Consider the following 22902-nt stretch of genomic DNA (forward strand, 5'->3'; position numbering starts at 1 on the left):
TCTGGCAATCCTGTGAACGGATCGGGAGAACTTATCTACAAAACAGGTTTTAAAACCTCAGGGAAGGATCAGTTTCATCCCGATCCGCTCTAATATAATAACTATCCGGATTTAAGATACAAGGGAAGGAGCCCTTAGGCTCCTGCCATCCCCGCCTTAGCGGGGATTTGATGTTGCTATTATTAAATAAACGGAGTATTATTGGATGAGATGGCGGGAACCCATTATCCTGCTAGCGCGGGACAATGGGCCACAAGTCCATATTGGATGGGCAAAAAAACAATGAAAAAATGTAAGAAAAAAACCAAAAAAAGCCGGCCATGCAAGAAACCGGCCATGATTGATTCCGAGTACTGCTATATCCATAGCATAGGAACGTTTAAAGGAGTGCCTTGGTATAAAAATGGTACCTGGCATTTCGTTATAGGTATATTAATAACGTTAGTGATTTTTGCATACAATTACTACACTGGTCCGACAAAGGAGAAACAAGACAAAGCTTTATCGTTATTAAGAAAAATGGAGCGTATTGATAGGATATCATATAGCAGTCTTATTGCAAAATATCCGGAAGGGTATATTCTATTTGCATCGGATCACGTCCGGTTGGTTATTCCAAAAGAAAGCCATTTGAGCTCTGAATTTGAATTCCATTGGGATAAGGCTAAGATACTCGAAATTTCTGCATCAGGAATTAAAATACGATTACCGGATATTAATTATAGGCCATACAATATTAGGGCGTCTAACGTTGTAGTTACTCTAAAGAGATATGCATCTCCAGCGCGTTATTTATATCCTATCGGTATATCTTCATATGGTAAGGTTTATATTGAAATCCTTAGCGACGATGCTGACGGAATAATATATGCGATTGGTTTTATAAAAAAAGTGGGTGGCCCGCCATTTTAGGGTTTGTTGAAAAAGGTATTGGACCGGTGGCCCATCCCAGCTTTGCTGCGGTGGATTCCCGCAAAGAGCATCCACAATTATCCAACCAATCCACCGCAATTTCCGAAATCATCCACCTCTATAGAATGCCCGGTGGCCCACTGCAACTTGTTGCGGTGGGTTCCCGCATGGAGCCTCCACAATTATCCAACCAATCCAACGCTATTTCCGAAATCATCCGCATCATTAGAATGGGAGCGACGAATATTTAAAGCCGGGAGAAGGCTTTTACGAAGTACGAAAAAGGACAAAACGAACCCAATTCGCTGCAAACTTAACTGTTGTTTACCATTACAAGGAATTTTGTAAAATGCAAATGTGGATAACTCTTATAAATTCCAACGTTCGCTGGATTGACAAATTAAACAGGCCCCTGCCTGTCGGAATCACCACCGACTTGATATGACCCAAAACGTTAATCTGAGGAAACAAACCCATTTTTATATCAGAACATAATGTCGAAACCCCCGCGGTTTCGACATTACGACAACTCGATAGTTGTCGCTACGAATTTGAAAGCCGGTGCGGTGCTGAATTGTGACCTGAAAATGTGCATAGTCAAGACAAAGGCGAATGATTTGTGTGCACTTTTGGCCGGAAAATTTCGTCCAATAATTGATAACGGCATATAATAACATAAGATAGCACTATCGGCATACGGCTTGCAAACCGATAATGGTGAAATGTTTTTAATTGATTTGAAAGAGGCAGGCAGCTATCATTTATGTTGGAATACAATAAATATCAGGGAGGTAACGTGATTACAAGGCTGTTTGTTTCAACCTTTCTTGCCCTTCTCGTATCTTCGCTTCTGACTTTGCCGGTGGCGGCGCAGTATAACGATAGCGATGAGTTACCGGCGGTCAGCATTTATACCTGGCAGCCGACAATGCTGGTTGACTGCCCCACGGCCGGAACGCTCCGGCGGGCTTCATTTAACGTAATCATGCGGGCTTACCCCAATGGCGGAATACTGACCGGGACTAATATCGGCCTGTCAAACCGCCTGACGCTGGGAATCAGCTACGGCGCCGAAGGCATCCTGGCCGAATCGCAACCGAATTGGAATCCACGGATTGAATTCAATGTTAAACTGTCGCTGGTTGACGAAGGTTTGGTTTATCCGGCAATCGCGGCCGGGTTCACTTCGCAGGGATTCGGCTCGTTCGATGATGGTTTGCAGAGGTACGCTTTCAAATCAAAAGGATTCTACCTCGTGGGGAGCAAAAATTACCCGGTGCAAACCTGGCAAATGGGCATTCACGGCGGAGTTAATTATTCGATGGAGCAGGATGACAATGACGAGAATATGGATTTCTTTGTCGGGCTCGACACGCGGTTGAACAAGGATGTCGGGATTGTGCTCGAGTATGATTTCGGATTTAACGATGATAAGGATCTGGTTAGTTTCGGAAAAGGCAAAGGATATCTCAATTTTGCACTTCAATGGCTGTACGCCGATAATTTGGTCATGGAGTTTTTGCTGAAGAATTTGAACAACAACCGCAAAGACGCGTCTGATATTTGGCGAGGATTGCGCGTAACGTATGTAGAACATTTTTAGAGGGGAGATAGTTTTTCAGGAGGGTTTATGAGACAGCTTTTGCGCCTCCTTGTGTTCCTCACGGTCGCGGCCGCGATAATCGTCCCGGGATGTTATACGGTTCTCAAACATCCTGAGGATGAAAGCGGTTACACCGCCACACAGGTTTCCGACTGCACCCGCTGCCATGCCGATTATCAGGAATATCCGTACGGATATTATTTTTCTCCCTATCCTGATTTCTGGTGGGAATATGAAAAATACGGATATTACTACGCATATCCATGGTGGTGGGATTTTTACGATTATCCATATATAAATGGCGAGTACGCTGAAACGTCGCGCGGCTCGAAATTCGATAAGCGGGAAGCGCATCCGACTCCGGCGGCTCCTCCCCACGCTTTCGGCGGCGGATATATCTCGACCGACGGATCGGGGATATATTACCCAGGCGGAACGATGGGCGGTCAGCAGATAATTGACGGCACCGGCACCGCGACTTCGCGGCCCACAACAGGATCGGAGACGCGCTCAAAAGACGGTAGCGGCTCGACTGAGAGTAAATCTACTCGCCAATCAAATGAGAGAACGGCTCCTCAGAGCGATCCCAATAAAAAATCAGGCGATGACACCAAGAAATCGGATGACAAGAAAAAAGATACGACTAAGAAAAAATCCCGGAAAGGCAAGCCATGAAAAAGATAATAAGTTTATGCGTTCTGATAATTTTTGCCTCTCCCCTGACAGCACAGGATTTAAGCATATTCGAAGAAGTCACGGCCGGGAATTTCTTTGGATACGGTGCCAAACAGATGGCGATGGGAGGAGCCGGGATTGCCAATACTATCGACGGCTCGGCTTTATATTATAACCCGGCGGCGCTGGCGAGGATACCTCGGATTGAGTTTCAACTGGGTATGTCGCATGAAAACTTTTCCAATGAGACATCGATGAAATCGGGACGGTACGACCCGACCGCGTTTCGTTCTATATTAAATAAGGCGTCAGCGGATATGACCAAAACCCGATTCGGTTCGGTGAATCTGACAATTCCGGTGCCGACTTATCGCGGTTCGATGGTGGTGGCATTTGGCGTTAACCGGGTGATGTCGTTTGACAGAACGGCTCTGTTTCACGTTCGGGACGTCCGCATTGCCGATAATGCTCTCGTGGAAGACAAAGCCGAAGAATTTGAAGACGGCTGTATCTATTTATATTCGGCGGGAGCCGGTATTGATTTGACGCCGCGCCTTTCGGTGGGCGCTTCGCTTAATGTCTATTCCGGTGAGGATAAGTTTACTTATGATTATACCTGGGTCGATGAAACTCTCGGTGAATCAGGCGGATATGTCAATCGATTTGAAGATAGCTATATCGGCGTAACGCTGAAAGGCGGACTGCTGGCGCGTCCAAACAAAAATTTTACATTTGGGCTGGTAGTGGAATCTCCCCTGGAATGGCAGGTCGAGCAAACATATATCGACGAGGACGGTATTCGTGATGTTATCGAATATGATTTATTGCGACCGTTCATAATCGGGTCGGGAATTTCGTATCGAATGAACCAACTGAGATTCACGGGAGAGATAGAATATATAGATTGGTCACAGCTTTCGTATGATGATAATCCAGGCATGGAAATCGAAAACGATAGCCTGAATTTTTATTACCGCGATGTTTTAAATCTGCGGGGCGGTGTTGAATATGAATTACCCAAGCGGGGTTTGGCATTTCGCGCGGGACTGTTTTCACAGCCTCTGGCATACGAAGATGACTTTATCGAAAGCGACCGCAAGGGATTTACACTGGGATTCGGATGGCTAATTGATAAGGTGTTGCTTTTGGAAGCGGCGTATGTGAAGGGTAGTTTTGAGAGAAATTATACTGCTCCGAATGCCTTCTATACGGTGATTGACAACAATACCGCGATTGCTAAAGATGATTTTCAGAGGATTTATTTCACGCTGTCATATAGAAATTAGAGATTGTCTCACCGTGTAGCGACAACCCTCGGGTTGTCGCAATGTCGGAACCGCAGGGATTCCGACATACAAGTATTTTTTTATTAGAACAGTTTCATATTATTCCAGCGATTTATAATATCCACAATAAAATCGCCGACGATTTCTGACATTTTATCGAGGTATTCTTTGGATTGCGCGGCGTCAAAAGTCGGATATCCTTGATTCTCTTCGTATAAAAGAATTGATCCGGGCACAGGATAGATATCGGCTCCGCGTTTCATATGGAAGCCCATATCTTTTGTAAATTCGTCTTTGTTGACCAGAGCTTCATCTATTGCCTGCACACAGGCGGTTTCGTTGTTGCCGGCGTGGCCTCCGGCGTCGCCGAAAATTTCCTGATTCAAATCGCCGGTCAGTTCCCACCAATGAATAGCCGCGATACCGACTTTTCTATCGATATGCTTTTCATAGGCGGCTTCTTTGAGCATGGAATTATTACCGCCGTGTCCGTTGATGAAAATTATATATTTAAAATCATGGTCGGCCAAAGAATCGATAATCTCACCGATAAAATTCTTATATGTTTCCGGTCTGATGGTAAAAGAACCCGGATAGCGGTACAGTGATTTGGTGATGCCGTAATTGAGAGTCGGCGCGATCAGGGCGTTCAATTTTTTGGCCTGGGACATGGCAATCGCTTTGGGAATAAAATTATCGGTACCCAGGGCGGCGGCGCCGTGAGCTTCGACGGTTCCGACCGGAATTAAAACGGTGTTTATTTTTTCAGGGACAAGCGCCTTGACTTGCGACCATGTTAACTTTTGCAATTCGCGTTCCATGTCTACCTCATAAAAAAAGAAGCGGCCTATTAATGACCGCTACCATTAATAATATTTTCCTAAGATAATCGTTCGAGAATACGCTCCAAAACTCTTTCGGTTTCCCGGGCTGTTTCCTCATCGCCGACGAGACGAAATTGGTTGATGTCGCGAGCCAGGTACTCGATATCTTCGGGATGTTCGACGGCGTACCAAATTTCGGTTTCCTGCCATGAGATACCGAGTTCATCCAGCCTCGTTGAAACTTGCGAAAATATATCTGGAGCTTTCCAGTCAAACGAATGCAATTGTATCGGATAACTCCCCTTAAAACCAACCATGTAGTAGCGACCCTCTACTGTCGGCCCGAAGACAACATCGTGATTTTCGAGAATCTGCAGGGCGTTTTCAATCATGTTATGCGTCAGAGTGGGAGTGCGGCTTCCGATGAAAAGAACTTTCCTATAACCTTGTTGGAAGCATCGCTCGAACGATTCATCCATCTTAACGCCCCATCGTCCGGGGTCCAGCGCGGATATTTCTATGCGGCCGTCGACGAGGATGGATTTTTTATCGCCGGTTAATCTGCCTTTAAGATATTGTATAATGGTTTGCACCGATTTTTCGGTTTTGGCTTTAGGCGAATAAAACAACTTTATATCGACTTCAGGAATCGTCAGGGCATTATTGATGCTGTCAGCGACAAAGGCTTGATGCAAAAATGATATTTCATCGCGGGTCAACTGATTTCCCAGATTCATCGATGAACCGTCTTCCTTGACTTCCTGAATGCAAATCACAAGGGCCGTATCATTATTCGTTTTTGACGTCATAAATCATTAGCTCCATATAGCAGTGAGGTAGCATCAATATAATTGTGTCTTAGATGCATGTCAATAGACATAAGAGGTTATGTCCGGATGATAGATAATTTTATCGAGAATTTTCGTTTTTATCACGATCATTTATCGAATTTTTTGCATTTCGGCTATCATGTCATCGGGCTCGACTACCCCGTACATGACTCGTTTAACATTACCGTGAGAATCAAGAAGCAATGTTGTCGGAAGTGAGTAATGCTTGAGGCCAAAGCGAGCCATGAAATCTTTAGTAATAGGGGTATCAGCTTTTTCCAGTTGAATCTTTAGAGGCACGAATCTCTCGGCTTCAGCGGCTACTTGGGGATTGTTGAATGTTTTCTTTTCCAGCACGCGGCAGTTGATGCACCATGTCGCCCAAGTATCAATCAAAACCGGTTTGCCTTCGGTTTTGGCGCGGTCGAGTCCCTGCTGCAAATCGGTTTCCCAGGGAATGAGATGCTTTTCGGCCGATGAACTCAAATTCATGGAGGGCATCCATTCCGATACGGCCGGGAATATAAAACCCTGAGAGAGCATCGAACCGATTATAAAATATAGCCCGGCAATAAAGGCGAGAATGCCGACAAATTTTTTGAGTCTGAGGAAAAATCCGCTTTCAGGCGATAGACGGTCAAGCCCGCCTCCGAAAACGGCCAAAGCAAGGAATAACAGCCCGGCCAGAATTGCCGAAACTTCCGGTGAGATGACAGTTTTGAGAAAATAGAGAGCCATTAGAAGCAAAATAAAACCGAAGAATCTTTTTATTTGATCCATCCATTCCCCGGCTCCGGGTAATTTGCTTATCGATGATGAAAATGTCCCTATAATGATATAAAGCGTGCCGAGTCCGATGGCAAAGACGAATAAAGTAAGAAATCCAAAGAGGGGCGAACCGTAGGTGGCGATGTATAATAATATCCCGGCTACAAAGGGGCCGACGCAGGGCGATACGACCAGAGCAGCTACGATACCAAGAATAATCGGCCCGGCGATTCCGCCTTTATTTTGTGCCGTACCCAGCTTTTGGCGAATTGATGAGGGTATATTCAGTTCGTACAGGCCGAACATGGAAAGCGAAAAGATTACGAAAATAATCGCAATCGCGACTACGACTATTGGATTAGCCAACCAGGCTCCGAACACTCCCCCGACCAGAGAAACAATCAATCCCATTATGCCGTACATGATGGCCATCGATCCGACGTAAAACAAAGACATGATAAATCCGCGAAAAACACCTCGATCCTGACCGGCGAAAATCGAAACAGTAATGGGAATCATCGGATAAGTACAGGGAGAAAATGAAAGTAGCAATCCGGCAATGAACGCCAATCCCAAGGCCATGAAATATCCCCAGAAACCATACTTTTCAATGACTCTGGCCAACTCGGAATCATCCTGCGGGATTTGATCGGATTGCTCATTCGATTGAATTTCCGCTATGTCGATTCCCGCAAATATCTCGGACGCAATCGGCTGCCCTTCGTCCCCAACGGTAATAATAAAATCGATCTCTTTGGTTTCGGGAGCCAGGCATACTTTATTGTCGCACGGTTGATATCTGAATTTCAAGGGCAATGAGATATTACCCGATTGGGCGTCATCAGCAACCCGAATATTAAAATAAATGGCGGTTTTGCCGTCATAGACGGACATCTCTTCATCGAGAAGTAGAAACGTGTGCGCCTCGGGATATTTAATATCGCTCGGTATCAATCCGGAAACGGTATCAAATTTTAATTCGGCGCCGATATAATAGACCTGCTTAGGATATGCGGAATTTATATGCCAGCCTTGTTCGATATCTAGTATCAGCGCGGCTGGATATACTTTTCCGGGTTGAACCGAGGTATAAGATAGCATCGGGGAAATTTGTATGACATTTCCTTCATCTTCCCAGGGTTTGTCAAGATCGGTGAGAGCCCCAAAGGCCGAAACGCTTCCGAGCATCAACAGTAAAATGAAAAATCCTCGAAAATTATTTTTTTTATCTTTGGGCGAATTATCTTTCATATTATTCTTTCCGCTTTATTTTTCGGTTCCGAAGATTATACACAGATAATCGGTTAATATCAAATACGAATTTATGAATTATTAGGATTGATAAAGAGTTTAGAAAAAGCGATAATTTTTCAATAAAAATTATTCTATTTGCCCCGCTGCCTCATAAAATCGGTAATAGCTTCCCGTAGCAAAAGATAAACTTTTTCTTCATCCAAAAGAGCTACCATTTTGTTGGCAACCTGCTGTGAAATCGCTTTTATAAGTTCGCGGGAAAGATTTTTTAATTCTGGTTCGGCGATATCTTCCAAATTTTCATCCCATTGGATTTTGTCTTTGGATTTGGAAGAAGTAGTATCCCGGGGAGGAATATTGGTCACCGGTATTCGCGGTTCATCGTCGGTCGAAATCTTTTCCATTTCTTTTTTGAATTCGGAAATGAATTTTTCAACCGCTTCACTTTGCGATTTAATGGGGGTTTCTTTTTTCAATTCCGGCTGTGCTGCTGCGGGAGTGGCTTGAGGCTGTTCAACCGGGATTGAATGAGTCCGGGGCGCCTGTGCCTGGGGCGGTTGAGAAGCCGGCGCAGGAGCGGACGGGCTTAAAGATTCTTCCGGTTTCGCGATATTAAGTGATCCGCTATCATCGGTAGATGCCTTCGGTCCTTCTTTGCCCTCATTTTTCAGTTCATTTATAAACCAGTTATAGTCGTGATCATCGCTGTCGGTTTCCATAGGTTTTTCAGGGGATGTGATCCCGAATTGATCGGTAACAATTTCAATTTTACTTGATTCGGAAAGTTGGTTGGCTGCTTGCGATCTTAATTTGGCGCTGTCGGTCCCGAGGAATTCAGGCCGCTCTTCAGTTTGTTCTGAAGGGGTATCCTCCTGTTGTTTTTTCTGTGAAGGAGATTGGCCGGTTGCCTGCGGTTGCTGTACGTTCTTCACCGGAATATTTACGCTATCGTTCTTTTTTGTGGTAATAGTACTATCATCTACCTGTTCTTTATATTCAAAGCCAACCATTGATCCTTCGGTAACTTTTTTGTTATGGAGTCGAAAAACTCCGGTATCATTCCCGATTACTTCGGATCCATCCACCTCGATTTTTTCAATTCCCAAAGCCGCGTCAATCACATTGTCCTCGATATCATTGCCATCAAACGGAGCCTGTCCCGGAATCTGCGTTTCCTGACCGGTAAAGGCAACGACGGAAGACATAAAATCGCGGGGAGTAAACGGCTTGTTAATAATGACTTCCTGGGGAAAATTAAGAGTCTGTCCGCTCGAGGCATCATGCAACACTAATAGCGGCACGGAGTTTCCTCCGGGTATCGAACCGATCGCTTCATAAAAGGGTTGTCCCTGGCTGTCACAAACGTCGGAAGAAATCAAAATCAAATCTATCTTACTATCCTGTAAAACCTGCCTGGCGTTTTCGGCCGTTTCCACGGAGATGACATTCAGCCCGCCCTGACGGAGCAACGACTCAGCTATGCCCCGAACAGCTATCGACGGTTCAATTATAAGGACAATCTTTGACATTGACGGCGTTATTCCTTTTTGGATAAGAGATCACTGGCATTATCAAGGAACTGGCGTTCTTCTTCCGAAATATTTTCTATTCCGACCTCATTAATCTTATCGAGAATATGGTCAACTTTCTTCATTATTTCTTCGGCCTTTTCCCGATTTTTGTCCAACTTACGACTATTCCGCTTAAATTTCAAATTCGCGAAAAATCGCCACGGTGACAACTTATAAAACAAATTCCTGACTCGCCAGTCAAGTTTAAGATAAATAAATCCGATCACGGCCCCGCCCAGATGTGCCAGATGTCCAACCCCGCTGGAAGTAGCGTCGAAAGACGCCAAAAATTCCAGACCGACAAAAGCAATAACGGCCCATTTAACTTTAACCGGAATTAGAAAATACAAATAAATTTTACGATTGGGAAACATGACCGCGTAGGCGACCAAAAGGCCGTAAATCGCTCCGGAAGCGCCGATAGTCGGTATCAGAGAGGTAGGCATAAACATTACCGTGAAAATTCCCCCGGCGATGCCGCAGAGGAAATAATACTTATAAAATCTTTTTGTGCCCCAGGTTAATTCAATTTCGGTCCCGAACATCCAGAGAATAAACATATTCATCAGAATATGAAAAAAACCGCCATGCAGGAACATATAAGTTATGAGTTGATAAAAAGATAAATCCTGAAGTACTCGGATCGGGGTCAATCCCAGGAGAGCAATCAACTCTCGGCCAACCAGCATCTGAAGAATGTAGATAGCAACATTCGCAATGAGTAGAATTTTGACCCCGCGCGATAATCCACGCTGTGGACCAAAACGAATATTTCCAAATCCGGGATTGTTTCCGTAAGCTCTCATAATCTGTCTAATTATCGGCAATTAACTCAATGATGCTTAATTATGCCGTAGAATAAAGAAATTATCCAAAAATCAATTTCTTATTCAGCTTGCGATTTGTTTGTTTCCGGTTCCTCCGGAACCGAGGCTGCCTTATCATTGCAGGCCGGAGTATGTCAGGTCGGTATCCCTAATTTGGGAAAAACATACCTGACTAAGACCAGCCAGACCACGACGAAAAGCGCGACAAGAAGTATCTGTGTGATATCCATCTCAGATTCCTATTTGTTGATGCTCTTTCAAAATACACTTATCCATAACAATGGTAACACCCGCTTCTTTTGCCAGCCTATAAGATTCTTCCGAAACGACCCCCTCCTGCAGCCATATATATTTGGCTCCGATTTTTATGGCTTCTTCCACTATCGGAGGAGTCGCCTCTGCCCGCCGAAAAACATCGACAATATCTACTTTTTTCCCAATCGCCGTCAGATCAGGATACGATTTGCACCCGAGTATTTCGGTCTTGCGGGGATTAACCGGTATTACGCTGTATCCGTTGCTCATCAGGTAATTGGCAACTCCATAGGACGGTCTTTCCGGTTTGGGTGACAACCCGACAACTGCGATTGTTCTCGATGACGTTAGAATATTCCTAATTTCCTCCGCACTCGGATTTTCCCAATTAGTGCTTTGAGATGATTCATTCATACTCAAATTATCCTTCGTTTAAAGAACATTATCGACTTTCGACATTAATTGCGCTTTTGGTACGGCTCCGATAACCTGATCGACGACTTCTCCATTTTTGAAAAATAGCAGAGCAGGAATCGACATAATCGAAAATGAAGCCGGAGTTTTTGGGTTGGAGTCAACATCAATTTTCGCGATTTTTATTTTGCCGTCGTACTTGCCGGCTATTTCATCCAAAATCGGCGCAATCATTTTGCAGGGTCCGCACCAGGCCGCCCAGAAATCGACCAGAACCGGAATATCAGATTTTTTAACTTCAGCTTCAAATGAATCATCGGTTACGTGAACAGGTTGAGACATATATCCTCCTTACTATTTTTTATCTCCATCATTTCAAACCATTTAACAAAAGATTTGCCAGTCTGTTCCCAAGTCATACAATATCTTTCGATTCTCGTGGCAGTTAAAATAAATAACATTATCAACGCCGCGCAATCATAAAACGTTTTTGGAAGAATAAAAAATTAATAATCATCAAATCCGATAATTATTCTGTGCCTGTAAAATCGCGGGTTGACAGATTATTTCCAATATCATACCTTCGAGCTATTATGAGATTAGTGATACAGCGAGTAAGTCGGGCCTTGGTAACGGTATTCGATGAGGAACATCCGCAGGGATTTGAAAAGGGGCGGATTAATCGCGGTTTGGTTATTTTATTGGGATTGAAAATTGGAGACCAGACCGAATCGGCCGCGCGGTTGGCAAAAAAAGTAAGCGAGCTGCGCATATTCGAAGACGATTTGGGCAAAATGAATAAATCGATTTTGGATATCGAGGGAGAATTTCTTGTAATTTCGCAATTTACCTTATACGGCGATACTCGCAAAGGGCGCCGGCCCAGCTTTACCGGAGCAATGCCTCCCGATGAGGCACGGAAAATGTATGAGAGATTTGTTGAATTGCTGACGAACTCCGGGTTAAAAGTCGAGACAGGAAGTTTTAGATCTAAAATGGAAGTGGAGATTATTAATGACGGTCCGGTTACCTTCGTTCTCGAAGACGATATGCCCTGAACTGCGACAATTGAGTAAAACCGTTGATTTAGTTCTGGCTTCCGGTTCTCCCCGGCGAAAACAAATCCTGACCGAATTAGGGCTAATATTCTCTATTCTTCCTCCTGAGATTAAAGAAAAAATAGATTCCGCAATGATCCCGGAAGAACTTGCCGTTGATCTGGCCTGCCAAAAAGTCTTATCCCTCGATCATAAATCTAATCGTGCCTATCTAAGTTGTGATACTATTGTGGTTTACCAGAATCAAATTCTCACCAAACCGAAAGATAAAAACGATGCCCTCAGGATATTAAAAATACTATCCGGCCAGACGCACTCCGTTTTTACCGGTCTGGCATTATTGGATGGGCGTACCGAAAATTGCTATAACGGTGTCGAAGAAAGCCTCGTGACCTTTAATAACTGGGACGATGAAAAATTGCTCGAATATATCGCTACCGGAGAACCGATGGACAAGGCCGGAGCCTACGGAATACAAGGGATGGGGCGTTTTTTGGTTGACACGGTTAAGGGAAATATTGATAATGTTATCGGTCTGCCCTTGGTCACACTTGAGAAAATGGCCAAAAGGTTTATGGAGCCGTATGTCTGAGTCTTATAAAAAAATAGGTGAAGTTCTCAAAGCGGCCCGCAAAGAACAAAATAAGGCGCTTGAAGATATCGCCGAAGCGACCAAAATTATGGAAAAGCATTTGCGGGCTATCGAAGAAGGGAATTTTGAATTGCTTCCCTCCCCCGCCTATTTTACTCTGTTCGCCCGTAGTTATGCTCAAAACCTGGGTCTTGATCCGGATGTTATAGATGAAATTCAAGACGTCGATTTGACAAGATCAAATACAATGGGTCAAAAAAACAATACTATCAGGCAAAACGGTACCCTATTACAAGATACTACCACCAATGATATGAAAAAGTTCGGGCGTACTTTGATTTGGCTCGTTGTAATAATCATCTCTGTATTCGCGGTCTTTTTAATTTATAATTTCGTTTATGTAAAATCATCCGAGCCGGAGCAAGAAGTAAATCATTCGGAATTACCGGCCGTCGCCGATCCGGAAGTTGAATCGGAGAAATCGCCAATTGCCCAAAACATAAACGCTACTCCTTATGCTCAACCTCCGCCTCTTAATTTGCGAATGCGGGCGATTCAGGATGTCTGGACGCTGGTAATTATGGATGGCGATACCGTATTGAATAGGGAATTGAAAGCTGGCGAGGTTCGGAACTGGGAAGCCAAATATCGATATCGGATGACTCTGGGAATTTCGACCGCCGTTGAATTGTCAATTAATGGAAAACGTCTGGCGCCTTTGTCTCCGGAACCGCGTACGATACCCAATCTGGAAATAAATCAAACGAATTTTGAGGAATTTTATCCCGACGAGTCAGAGACTGAATCTATTCTAAACGCGGTTCGACCCGATACGAATATTTCCCCAATCAATCCTACTTCAACTATTAACTCCGCTGATAGCGGGGCGCCGGGGGAATTGGATGGGAATTAAATCTTTAGCTTCGAAATTAAGTCTGGCTCGCGCCTCATCCCAAACAATATTACGTCCGTTATCGTTGCCGCTTGACATTCGGGACAAATCGCTATTGGTTTTACTGCCTGCAATTCAACGCGATTTGATGATTGTAAAACAAGTATTGCCCGAGATTCAGGCTTATTTTGGAGATAAAAACGTTCATCTTCTGGCCAGTCCTGATACCCAGGTCCAATCTATTTTTCCTTCCAAAGGATTTAATATTCTCTCCCCCGGAAAATCGGATACCAACTGGTGTAATCTGCCCTCCGCTTCGTTTATCGAAAAGTTAGGAAGTTATAATTTTGATTACATTTTCGAAACCAATCTTGAGGAAAATCGTTTTGCGGCTAAGATACTTCTCGGATTTCCGCGGGCGATCCGATTTGGGGCCAATGGGCGGCTGGGATTGCCTTATTTGAATCTGGAAGTAAAAACCAAGTATTTGAGAGATCGCCGTTTAATATATCATTCGATACTTGAAGTCGTCGCCAATCTAACCAAAACCCCTCAACCGATTAGTAAAGTCAGTAAGGAGTAATTGTGCATTTAAAGAAATTGGAATTAGTCGGTTTTAAGTCATTTCCCGAAAAAACGCAGTTTTTATTCAACCGGGGAATGACCTCAATCGTTGGCCCCAATGGATGCGGTAAATCGAATTTATTAGATGCCTTGAGGTGGGTTTTGGGCGAGCAAAAGACATCCCTTCTGCGCGGAACGAAAATGGAGGAAGTCATTTTTGCCGGCACGCGCGCTTTGAAACCGCTTGGGATGGCTGAAGTATCGCTGCAAATCGAAAATAAAGACGGCATGCTGCCGACTGAATACAGCGAGATATTGGTAACACGCCGTTTATTCAGATCGGGTGAATCCGAATATTTAATCAACAAGACTCCCTGCCGCTTAAAAGATATCACCGATCTCTTCGCTGATACCGGTATCGGGGCTCACGCCTATGCTATCATTCAGCAGGAAATGGTTGACGCCATCCTCTCGGATAAAACCGAGGAACGTCGATTTTTATTCGAGGAGGCGGCAGGTATTACACGCTACAAGCATCGCAAAAGAGCGGCTGAACGCAAACTGGCCGCGACGGAGCAGGATCTTGTTCGCCTGCAGGATATTTTATCCGAAGTTACTACTCGAGTACGATCGCTAAAACGTCAGGTTAATAAAGCCCGGCGATATAAAGAAGTCTCTGAAGAATTGAAGGGATGGGATCTCTATAATGCCAAATCACGCTTTGATCAATTAACGGATAAGAGCAAAGAATTGGCGGTTCGTATCAAAACCCTCAGCGATAAAAAAATGGGGATTGAAGCGAAGCTTGACGGCCAGTTCGCGGATATTGAAAACCGGCATACGATGCTGACCGAACTCGAGTCGGAGTTGTCCGAAATCGGCGGAGAGGTATTTAATTTGTCGGAAAAGGCGCATCAACTGGAAACTGAAATTTCGGTCAAGCGCGAGAAGAAAGAAAATCTGGAAAAATCAGTTCTGCAAAACCGAAGTGATATCGAAGGACTGCAAAAGAGAAGCGATGTCATTCGCAAAGAAAAAGCGAAAGCCCTGACCGACCTTCAAAATCATGAAAGCGAATTAAATAACCTCTCTTCCGAATTGGAAAAGGCGACGGCAATCCAGAAACAGGCGGATGAGGAATACCTGAGATACAGATCGTTCGCCGAAGACGATAATACCATGCTGGTTAATATTGAGGGACGTTTGTCCTCGGGAAAAGCGGATTCGGCCAATATCGAACAGCAAATCGATGAGTTAAACAAAGAACTCGAAAGAAACAGCGAAAAGAAAAACAATCTTATCGGAGAGAAAAAACATCGCCGGGAAGAAATCGCCTCTACTCAGAGTAGAATTGAGGCGGTGCGAACTGAAATTGAATCTGATGAACAAAATATCGAAAGAGAAGAAAAATCGCTGGAGCAAACGATAGATTCCGCCGACCGTCTGCGAGATCATCTGGCCGAGGCATCCTCGAACTTTGAAGCCACTCAGGCCCGCAAAAAACTAATGACTGAAATGATCGAGCATTATGAGGGTTTCGCCGGAGGTGTCGTGGCGATCTTTGAGGTTGCCGGACGCTGGCTCGATATTACCGGTACGGTCGCTGATTATATTCACCCTCAACCGCGATATAGGGCCGCTATCGACGCCGCGCTGGGAGAAATGGCTCAGTATATTTTATGCTCTGATTATGAAACCGCTCAGGAAGCGATTTCATATTTGCGCGAAAAGAAGGCGGGCAAAGCGACCTTCCTGATGACGCAGAGATTGAAGGACTCGGGGACGCGTCCCGAATTAACTGCCGATGATAAAATCATTGACTGGGCCGACAATCTCGTGAAATGCGATGAGCGATATGGCGGCGTACCCGGTGCTCTTCTGGGAAGAACGGTAATTTGCGAGGATGGGATTGCCGCCCAGGAAATGCTCGATAAAATGCCCGATGGATACCGAATCGTTACGGTTAGCGGCCAGGTGTTTACCAATGATGGATATATTTCCGGAGGCGTATCGGAAGAGATGTCTCTTATCGGAAGAAAAGATGAGATTGAGGCGCTGGATAAAAAGCTGAAAGAGCTGGAAAATCGTACGCGCCAGATACGCAACAAACAGGCGGAAGTAACGTTGTCCGTCGGTGAAAGCCGCCAGACTATTTCGCGATTGAATAACAATCTTGCGGAAGATAAAGATAATCTTTCTGAATTAATTTCGAGGCTGAAAGAGGAACAATTCAAAATCAATGCCGCCGAGGAAATCATTACCAGCATTGACCAGCAAGTGAATCTAATATCTGAAAAGCTTGAGCAATTGAAACGTCGCCAGTATACATTGGCGCTCGATTTTAACCAGCTTGATAAAGAAAAAGAGAATATTACTTCGCTGGTACAGGATAAAAAGCAAAAGTCGTCCGAACTTGAGGCCGCCGCTTCCGCCGCTGAAGCCGAAGTCAATCGCGTACATATGGCAAAAATCGAACTGGAGAGTAAACGAACCCACATACAATCTCAGATCGAATATTATGAGGAAATGCTCAAGGACATCTCCGGCAACATTACTCAAAAAGAAGATTTAATCGAGCAATCTGAAAAAGAAATTGAAGATTTGACGGCGGATTTCGCTCACGGAGAAACGAATCTCAAGAAAGCGTTTGATAGACGGCAGGAACAAACCCAGAGACAAAATGCCAGGCGTCTGGAACGAGATGAACTCAGTGATCAGTTGGATAATATCGAACAAGCGGTAAAAGCCCATCGTTCCGAAAGAGATTCTATATCAGATGAAATACATACGGCGCAAATTAGTGAGACCGAACTTACGTCTCGGCTGGAGCAGATTGAAGATCGAATGCGTGACGAATATTCAATTGATATCAGTCAACTGGAAATCGAATCGCCAAACGCTGAAATGAACGAAGAAGAAGCGGCTGCGCATGTTGAAGAATTAAGAGGAAATTTACGAAAGATGGGCATCGTTAATATGCTGGCCCTGGAGGAATTTGAAGATCAGAAACAGCGTCAGGAATTTCTTGCCAGGCAGCTCGATGATTTGATTTCAGCCAAGTCAACTCTCAATTCGACAATCCAGAAGATCAATCAAACCGCCAAGGCGATGTTTCTGGAAACGATTAATAAGGCTCGCGATAATTTCAAACAAATGTATCAGGAACTATTCACCGGCGGTGAAGCTGATGTTATTCTGGAAGATGAATCGGATCCCCTCGAATCCCGGATAGAGATTATGTCGCGTCCGAGAGGGAAAAAGCCTCTGACAATTTCCCAGTTATCGGGCGGTGAAAGAGCTTTAACGGCCATATCGCTTCTTTTCGCCCTGTATATGGTCAAACCGTCCCCATTCTGTTTCCTTGATGAAATTGACGCCCCGCTGGACGATGTTAACATCGGACGGTTTTTAAAAATCGTCAAAAAATTCTCTCAGCAAACGCAATTTATAATTATCACTCATAATAAAATATCGATGGAAGCGGCGGATACGCTTTACGGCGTGACGATGGAAGAACCGGGTGTGAGTAAAGTGGTCGCGGTACGATTCAAAAAAGATTCCGAGGATGATGAGACCTTCTTTGAACTTCACTACGCCGATGAAGACGCAGCTCAGGCAGGTTAATGCGCAATTTCCTGAAGAATTTTAAACAAGGACTGGCCAAAACCAAAGAAAACATTGTCGGAAAAGTCCGGCAAGCGGTTGGTGTGGCCGCCAAAGTTGACGATGATCTCCTCGATGAAATAGAGGAAATTCTCATCCAGGGTGATGTCGGCGTTTCGGCCAGTATGAAAATAATCGAGAATCTGAAAGAACAGGTTGCCCGGCAAAATATTAAAGAGACAGATGAAATTCTTGGAGCTTTGAAATCCGAAATTGCCGCAATCTTAAAAACGGATCGCGATCCACTGGCTCTATGTGATACTAAACCGACTGTATGGCTGATAATGGGTGTCAATGGCACGGGTAAAACGACATCGGTCGGAAAACTTGCCCGGTTTTTCTCGCAAAACGGCAAGAGCGTTATGATCGCGGCCTGCGATACTTTTCGCGCCGCGGCTATTGATCAATTGGCGATATGGGCCGATAGGTCGGGAGTCGATTTTGTTCCGGCCAAGGATGGCAGCGACCCGGCTGCCGTTGCTTTTGACGCGGCCTCATCGGCCAGGGCCAAAAACACTGATATTCTTTTGATTGATACGGCGGGCAGATTGCATACTAAAGCCCATCTAATGGAAGAATTGACAAAAATCAGACGGGTATTATTGAAAGTCGTCCCGGAAGAAAACATTAAGCCCAAGCTGGTTCTTGACGGTACAACCGGACAAAACGCATTGTCTCAGGTAAAAGTCTTTACCGATTCGGTAGGATCATGCGATGGACTGCTCGTTACGAAACTTGACGGTACGGCCAAAGGCGGAGTTGTCATCGCGATTGCCGAAGAGATGTCGGTCCCGATTGATTTTATCGGCCTCGGCGAACAGATAGATGATTTGAAACCGTTCGATCCCGAATCCTACGTCGAAGCGTTATTCGAATAAATTCGCATTATCAAACTAAAGTCCGAAATCAATATCCAAATCCATATCCCCGGTTATGCCATCCCTTGTCGCCGCCGCCATCAGTATTATAAAAGTGACGTCTACCGCCAATCCCAAACCCAACCCCCACCATTTGGCATTGCGGCCATTGTTGATTTCGAGACTGGTTATTTCATCAATGCCAGCGTTCATAATTCGGATAGAATCTTTAACGCATATTTCTGAACGCAGTGGCAAACTTCCGGCAACTGCCATATTCCAGATACAGGAACGATTGATGTCGGTGCTTTTTTCTCCGTCATAGTTTTTTATGTCATATAAAAAGTATTTTTGCGAATTTTCTTTCTGACTCGTGCCAATCGCATAGCAATATAAATCGGGATTGTGGAAAATAATCCGAGATGTATCACGAGGATCAAGAGCTGTCACAAACAGATCAAAGCCCATGAATTTATCCTTAATAGTGGCTCCCGATTTAAGCGTAATGGAAACTTCTTCATTAAAAACCGGCATTCGGCAGGAATCTTCGAGTTGACTAATCCAATCAACATACTTTTCCTGATATTCATTTTCATCGGATACCATAACACCCCGGTATGAACCGCTTAGTGACATGCCATTATCAAGGTGAGCGATTACCTGGTCGCCCGGCTTAATGGTATTGGCCGCCCAGATTGGGATCTTCTTTGTTTTTGGTTTATGAGAATCGATTGCTGCGCCGACGCCCAATCCTATCAAACTGCATCCGCTCATTAATGGAATTAACGCAAGCAATAATCCAAGGCAAAATAATCTTGTATGTTCTTTCATTTTTCTAACCCTCATCTTTCTCTTCAATGGTGTTTTTATGCAAAAGGGCATTTTGGAGATACTTATTCAACAGCCGCAGTGAATACTTTCCAAAAGCGCCTTTTTCATTTAGCATATTGGAAATAAGTTCTCTACTGGGTTCACCCTGACCACTCACCTTAATATTGTAGTATCCGTTTGTTTTTAATAAAATGGATCGTGATTTTCCCTCGGGAAGCGGCCAAGCATCAAAAACAATCTCGGCCCTGTCGTCGTTGGTCGGCATATGATAATACTTCTTATCCTTATGAAGAAGAAGCTCGGTAATATCGTTACCGTCTTGGTCAACGGCACTTCGAGGACGAAACTCAATCGGTGTATAAGGTTCATAATCGGAAAAATCGACTCCGACTGAGTTTACCGCCCAAATACCAACCGTGGATTCCAGCTTAATTTTGAGATTATCTCCTGAAATGTTTTCAAGATTAATTGGGATGGCTACTTCTTTGTTAACCGCTATACCGACGTCAGGAATGAAATCATGCGTACGCCATGTTGTTCCGTCCCAGATATCGAATTGGAGCATCGTTTCGCGGCGCACGGCCCCATAGAATTGATTTCGGGCATCCTGCGAAGTATTTATAGTCTCATACCACTCATCAATTTGATGACCGTGAAGGCTCAAAAACTTTCCCAGAAGATGACCGCTCCAATAAGTATTTCTCAGGCTGAAAACCATGGTGGCTTCGGTTATGTTATCCGGCTTGTTGAATTCACAAATAATTCCATTACGAATCTGACTATCATCATCCGGATCGAAATTAAAGGGACTGCTAATCCACATTTTTTCATCATCGGTTTCAATCATGGATAACACTTCGTTTCCACCGAAATCAACCGCGCTTATCGGAGGCTGTGGATTATTAATTATGGATATATAACCGTCGTACGATGGTATCGCTTGTTGTCCCTCATCACAATCAATAATATACAGCATCATCTGGTCAATATGCTGGGTTTCGTCTAATTCGTTGGTTACGCGTATTCGATATTGCCCTTCAACCTCACGCAAAAACCGTAAATTATCCCAATCGTCTCTTTGAGCAGTTTCAAATATTGCTGTCGCCAGGGGTTCAGAATCAATCCTGTAATCAACGCCGTCATAGCTATAGACAAAAGGACAGGACATTACTCCATCCCCGGAAGTTTCAATAGTAGCTCCCGAACCCATACCGTCCCAGGTCGCAGCGATAAGAATCACTGCCGTAACATCGACCAGAAAGCCGATTCCCATTCCATACCATTTGGCGTTTTTACTTCTGGGAATATCAATACTTTGGATTTCATCGAGAGGTGTTGAATAGACATTATTACCGTCACGAATGGTAATGCTCGATAAGAGCGGCAAGCGATTGCTAAAAGCCGCCGAGGTAAAGTTAGCGCCGGGAATAGATTTACCATTTGGATCGACAAGACTGTCAATTTCTCTAATGAATAACTTGGTTGTAGCAGAGTCTGAAATATTTTGTACGACCAGACAATACAAATCCGGATATCTTGATTGGGGATTCTCCCCTTTCGGAATTTTCATAGATGTATAGAGAATGTCAAAGCCAAGAAATCTTTTCTTTAGATTATGACCTGATTTTAAATATATATCGAAAACTTCATTCAGTTCTGGAAGAAGGAGAGTATCTTCGTGGTCGGCTTTGAGCCGCTCAATTTTCTTTCCATAATCACTCGTCCGTTCAGATGACAATCCCATGAATTCGCCACTCAATGAATCTCCCCGCATGAGATACAATTTCATATAACTGCCCGGTTTCACTGCATGCAAATCCCAACCCGGAATTGAGCGGTAATCGGGCTTACCAGCATCAACGACCGCGCCAATACCCAGCCCCAATATGGTGCATCCATAGAGAGTAACGGCTATAATTGCTATCGCTGATATAATTTTTATAAAGGTCAACATGACTATTACTCCTTTATTATCACTTCTTATTATCGCATTCCAATGTCCGTGAGGTGTGAAACAACATAGGTAAAAAGATTCCGGCCAGGGTTCCTGCCGCGGCGCCTATCCATTGACCGTGAGTATATGCCTTCGGTCTTTTGAAGGGAAACAAGGCGTAATCATATCCGGGATCGATAGCCATTTCAATCAATTGTCCGGCGGCTCCTCCAAGAAAAAATCCGACCACTACATGGGCCGGATGCGTTCTTCCCTTACGGTAATATTCAATTTTGATAATCCGATCTCCTTCAATTGTCTGGCTGGAGATAGTTGTTTGAGAATATGAATCAATAAATGGAGTCGTATTTTCGATTACATCGGTACGAAAAATCATCAATAGAGAATTTTCCGAACTGACCGACATAAGCCGGCCGGAATGCTCAAGACTATCGCGCGTGTATATCTTCACCCTTTTGTCAAGACCGATAATCTTTTGTACGCTGTCGAGACAATTCGATGTGAATTGAGCCTTTACCGCTCCGGGTAATGATAAAATGATTGCTACTCCAGGTATTATAATAATCCTTAACATAAGCCTATCCTCCTCTACTCAGTCAAAAAATAATTATATTATTAAAAAGTCAACGTCACATTCAAACCCGGCGTATTGGCATTGGCGAAATAGGTCGGATGGATTGACAAATTATGCGACGCATGAGATTTATTGTATGAATCAACTGATTTGCCTGCTTTGGCGATATCGGCAACGGTGCTGCCGAGGCAGGCAATTCCTCCCAATAAAAATAGTCCTCCCCCACCGCTGTTATCATCGCCAAAAATATCAATCGTACTCAATCCATATACTGCTAATCCGGCTGAAAATACTCTGATTCCGATTCCACCTATTGCCCGCGAATTGTTTTCAGCGTAGAAATGGCCTAATGAAGGACCTATGAACAGCCCCAGTCCCATAATGGATAACCCGGCGACATTATTTGCCGCTCCAACTTCTTTACCGTGACCAAGAAATGGAATTCCGGCAGCAATAGGTAAAACCGTTCCCAAAAAAGAAAGCTGAATAGCTTTGCTACGTGATTTCTCTTCTATGATTTCATAGGGATCATTCTGAGCATTGCAATAGGCGCCCATTAGAATCACAAGCGCCAAAAAGAGTGAGGCTGTCTTTGATTGAGCTTTTATATTAAGAATCGATTTCATCATCCACCTGCCTTTCGGGCAGGCCGTCGATATTTCAATCGACGGCCATTTGTCAGGATTCCCCCGAGCCAT

General features: G+C 44.3%; 21 protein-coding genes. 10 read left to right on the top strand and 11 right to left on the bottom strand.

Going from position 1 to position 22902, the window contains the following annotated elements:
- The first annotated feature begins 201 nt into the window (after positions 1–201).
- From V3V99_04230 to V3V99_04245, 4 genes are all read left to right on the top strand, one after another.
- Entirely contained in the window at positions 202–912 is a 711-nt protein-coding gene (locus V3V99_04230; protein MEE9441854.1) for a hypothetical protein, read from the top strand.
- 796 nt (positions 913–1708) lie between these two features.
- Entirely contained in the window at positions 1709–2515 is an 807-nt protein-coding gene (locus V3V99_04235; protein MEE9441855.1) for a hypothetical protein, read from the top strand.
- A gap of 27 nt (positions 2516–2542) precedes the next feature.
- Positions 2543–3190, top strand: a complete 648-nt coding sequence (locus tag V3V99_04240) for a hypothetical protein (protein ID MEE9441856.1) — start codon at positions 2543–2545, stop codon at positions 3188–3190.
- The gene (locus V3V99_04245; protein ID MEE9441857.1) at positions 3187–4476 is read left to right on the top strand and encodes a hypothetical protein; all 1290 of its coding nucleotides are present in this window, start codon (positions 3187–3189) and stop codon (positions 4474–4476) included. The genes V3V99_04240 and V3V99_04245 overlap by 4 nt, the downstream gene beginning before the upstream one ends.
- Positions 4477–4559: 83 nt before the next feature.
- Here the strand turns inward: V3V99_04245 and V3V99_04250 are convergent, their stop codons facing one another.
- The 7 genes from V3V99_04250 to trxA all read right to left on the bottom strand — a co-directional run bounded on the left by V3V99_04250 (position 4560) and on the right by trxA (position 11561).
- Positions 4560–5297 carry a creatininase family protein gene (locus V3V99_04250; protein MEE9441858.1) on the bottom strand — a complete coding sequence of 246 codons (738 nt, stop codon included), beginning with the start codon at positions 5295–5297 and terminating at the stop codon, positions 4560–4562.
- A 59-nt stretch (positions 5298–5356) separates the two neighbouring features.
- Entirely contained in the window at positions 5357–6109 is a 753-nt protein-coding gene (locus V3V99_04255; GenBank protein ID MEE9441859.1) for a DUF2064 domain-containing protein, read from the bottom strand.
- 132 nt (positions 6110–6241) lie between these two features.
- Positions 6242–8149, bottom strand: coding sequence for a cytochrome c biogenesis protein CcdA (locus V3V99_04260; GenBank protein ID MEE9441860.1), 1908 nt, complete (start codon positions 8147–8149; stop codon positions 6242–6244).
- 134 nt (positions 8150–8283) lie between these two features.
- Positions 8284–9681, bottom strand: coding sequence for a hypothetical protein (locus V3V99_04265; protein MEE9441861.1), 1398 nt, complete (start codon positions 9679–9681; stop codon positions 8284–8286).
- Positions 9682–9689: 8 nt separating this feature from the next.
- Positions 9690–10550: a rhomboid family intramembrane serine protease gene (locus V3V99_04270; GenBank protein ID MEE9441862.1), complete on the bottom strand. Its 861-nt coding sequence runs from the start codon at positions 10548–10550 to the stop codon at positions 9690–9692.
- A 231-nt stretch (positions 10551–10781) separates the two neighbouring features.
- Positions 10782–11219 (bottom strand): CoA-binding protein, encoded by a 438-nt coding sequence (locus V3V99_04275; protein MEE9441863.1) that lies wholly within the window; start codon positions 11217–11219, stop codon positions 10782–10784.
- Positions 11220–11237: 18 nt separating this feature from the next.
- A complete protein-coding gene (trxA, locus tag V3V99_04280; GenBank protein ID MEE9441864.1) occupies positions 11238–11561 on the bottom strand; it encodes a thioredoxin in 324 nt (107 codons plus the stop codon).
- 251 nt (positions 11562–11812) lie between these two features.
- Here trxA and dtd point away from each other — a divergent pair, with 251 nt between their 5' ends.
- The 6 genes from dtd to ftsY are packed head-to-tail and all read left to right on the top strand — an operon-like array spanning position 11813 to position 18866.
- Complete coding sequence (dtd, locus tag V3V99_04285; GenBank protein ID MEE9441865.1) at positions 11813–12277, top strand: D-aminoacyl-tRNA deacylase; 465 nt, start codon at positions 11813–11815, stop codon at positions 12275–12277.
- Positions 12234–12869: a Maf family protein gene (locus V3V99_04290; GenBank protein MEE9441866.1), complete on the top strand. Its 636-nt coding sequence runs from the start codon at positions 12234–12236 to the stop codon at positions 12867–12869. Before dtd ends, V3V99_04290 begins: the two co-directional genes overlap by 44 nt.
- Entirely contained in the window at positions 12862–13782 is a 921-nt protein-coding gene (locus tag V3V99_04295) for a RodZ domain-containing protein (GenBank protein MEE9441867.1), read from the top strand. Before V3V99_04290 ends, V3V99_04295 begins: the two co-directional genes overlap by 8 nt.
- The gene (locus tag V3V99_04300) at positions 13772–14344 is read left to right on the top strand and encodes a hypothetical protein (protein MEE9441868.1); all 573 of its coding nucleotides are present in this window, start codon (positions 13772–13774) and stop codon (positions 14342–14344) included. The genes V3V99_04295 and V3V99_04300 overlap by 11 nt, the downstream gene beginning before the upstream one ends.
- Positions 14345–14346: 2 nt before the next feature.
- Positions 14347–17949 (top strand): chromosome segregation protein SMC, encoded by a 3603-nt coding sequence (smc, locus tag V3V99_04305; protein MEE9441869.1) that lies wholly within the window; start codon positions 14347–14349, stop codon positions 17947–17949.
- Complete coding sequence (gene ftsY, locus V3V99_04310; protein MEE9441870.1) at positions 17949–18866, top strand: signal recognition particle-docking protein FtsY; 918 nt, start codon at positions 17949–17951, stop codon at positions 18864–18866. The genes smc and ftsY overlap by 1 nt, the downstream gene beginning before the upstream one ends.
- A 15-nt stretch (positions 18867–18881) precedes the next feature.
- Here ftsY and V3V99_04315 read toward each other — a convergent pair whose 3' ends face one another.
- From V3V99_04315 to V3V99_04330, 4 genes are read right to left on the bottom strand one after another with little or no spacing between them, the layout of a single operon-like run.
- A complete protein-coding gene (locus tag V3V99_04315) occupies positions 18882–19676 on the bottom strand; it encodes a hypothetical protein (protein MEE9441871.1) in 795 nt (264 codons plus the stop codon).
- Positions 19677–19680: 4 nt separating this feature from the next.
- Positions 19681–21630, bottom strand: a complete 1950-nt coding sequence (locus V3V99_04320) for a hypothetical protein (protein ID MEE9441872.1) — start codon at positions 21628–21630, stop codon at positions 19681–19683.
- A gap of 19 nt (positions 21631–21649) precedes the next feature.
- The gene (locus V3V99_04325; GenBank protein ID MEE9441873.1) at positions 21650–22204 is read right to left on the bottom strand and encodes a hypothetical protein; all 555 of its coding nucleotides are present in this window, start codon (positions 22202–22204) and stop codon (positions 21650–21652) included.
- A 41-nt stretch (positions 22205–22245) separates the two neighbouring features.
- The gene (locus tag V3V99_04330; protein MEE9441874.1) at positions 22246–22902 is read right to left on the bottom strand and encodes a hypothetical protein; all 657 of its coding nucleotides are present in this window, start codon (positions 22900–22902) and stop codon (positions 22246–22248) included.

The organism is Candidatus Zixiibacteriota bacterium (genome assembly GCA_036480375.1).
GTDB lineage: Bacteria > Zixibacteria > MSB-5A5 > GN15 > JAAZOE01 > JAZGGI01.

Coding starts and splice junctions, on each gene's coding strand:
- V3V99_04250 (MEE9441858.1), bottom strand. CDS start 5,297: ATGGAACGCGAATTGCAAAAGTTAACATGGTCGCAAGTCAAGGCGCTT.
- V3V99_04245 (MEE9441857.1), top strand. CDS start 3,187: ATGAAAAAGATAATAAGTTTATGCGTTCTGATAATTTTTGCCTCTCCC.
- V3V99_04260 (MEE9441860.1), bottom strand. CDS start 8,149: ATGAAAGATAATTCGCCCAAAGATAAAAAAAATAATTTTCGAGGATTT.
- ftsY (MEE9441870.1), top strand. CDS start 17,949: ATGCGCAATTTCCTGAAGAATTTTAAACAAGGACTGGCCAAAACCAAA.
- V3V99_04290 (MEE9441866.1), top strand. CDS start 12,234: ATGACGGTCCGGTTACCTTCGTTCTCGAAGACGATATGCCCTGAACTG.
- V3V99_04265 (MEE9441861.1), bottom strand. CDS start 9,681: ATGTCAAAGATTGTCCTTATAATTGAACCGTCGATAGCTGTTCGGGGC.
- V3V99_04325 (MEE9441873.1), bottom strand. CDS start 22,204: ATGTTAAGGATTATTATAATACCTGGAGTAGCAATCATTTTATCATTA.
- V3V99_04275 (MEE9441863.1), bottom strand. CDS start 11,219: ATGAATGAATCATCTCAAAGCACTAATTGGGAAAATCCGAGTGCGGAG.
- V3V99_04255 (MEE9441859.1), bottom strand. CDS start 6,109: ATGACGTCAAAAACGAATAATGATACGGCCCTTGTGATTTGCATTCAG.
- V3V99_04315 (MEE9441871.1), bottom strand. CDS start 19,676: ATGAAAGAACATACAAGATTATTTTGCCTTGGATTATTGCTTGCGTTA.
- V3V99_04300 (MEE9441868.1), top strand. CDS start 13,772: ATGGGAATTAAATCTTTAGCTTCGAAATTAAGTCTGGCTCGCGCCTCA.
- V3V99_04295 (MEE9441867.1), top strand. CDS start 12,862: ATGTCTGAGTCTTATAAAAAAATAGGTGAAGTTCTCAAAGCGGCCCGC.
- V3V99_04330 (MEE9441874.1), bottom strand. CDS start 22,902: ATGGCTCGGGGGAATCCTGACAAATGGCCGTCGATTGAAATATCGACG.
- V3V99_04320 (MEE9441872.1), bottom strand. CDS start 21,630: ATGTTGACCTTTATAAAAATTATATCAGCGATAGCAATTATAGCCGTT.
- dtd (MEE9441865.1), top strand. CDS start 11,813: ATGAGATTAGTGATACAGCGAGTAAGTCGGGCCTTGGTAACGGTATTC.
- trxA (MEE9441864.1), bottom strand. CDS start 11,561: ATGTCTCAACCTGTTCACGTAACCGATGATTCATTTGAAGCTGAAGTT.
- V3V99_04240 (MEE9441856.1), top strand. CDS start 2,543: ATGAGACAGCTTTTGCGCCTCCTTGTGTTCCTCACGGTCGCGGCCGCG.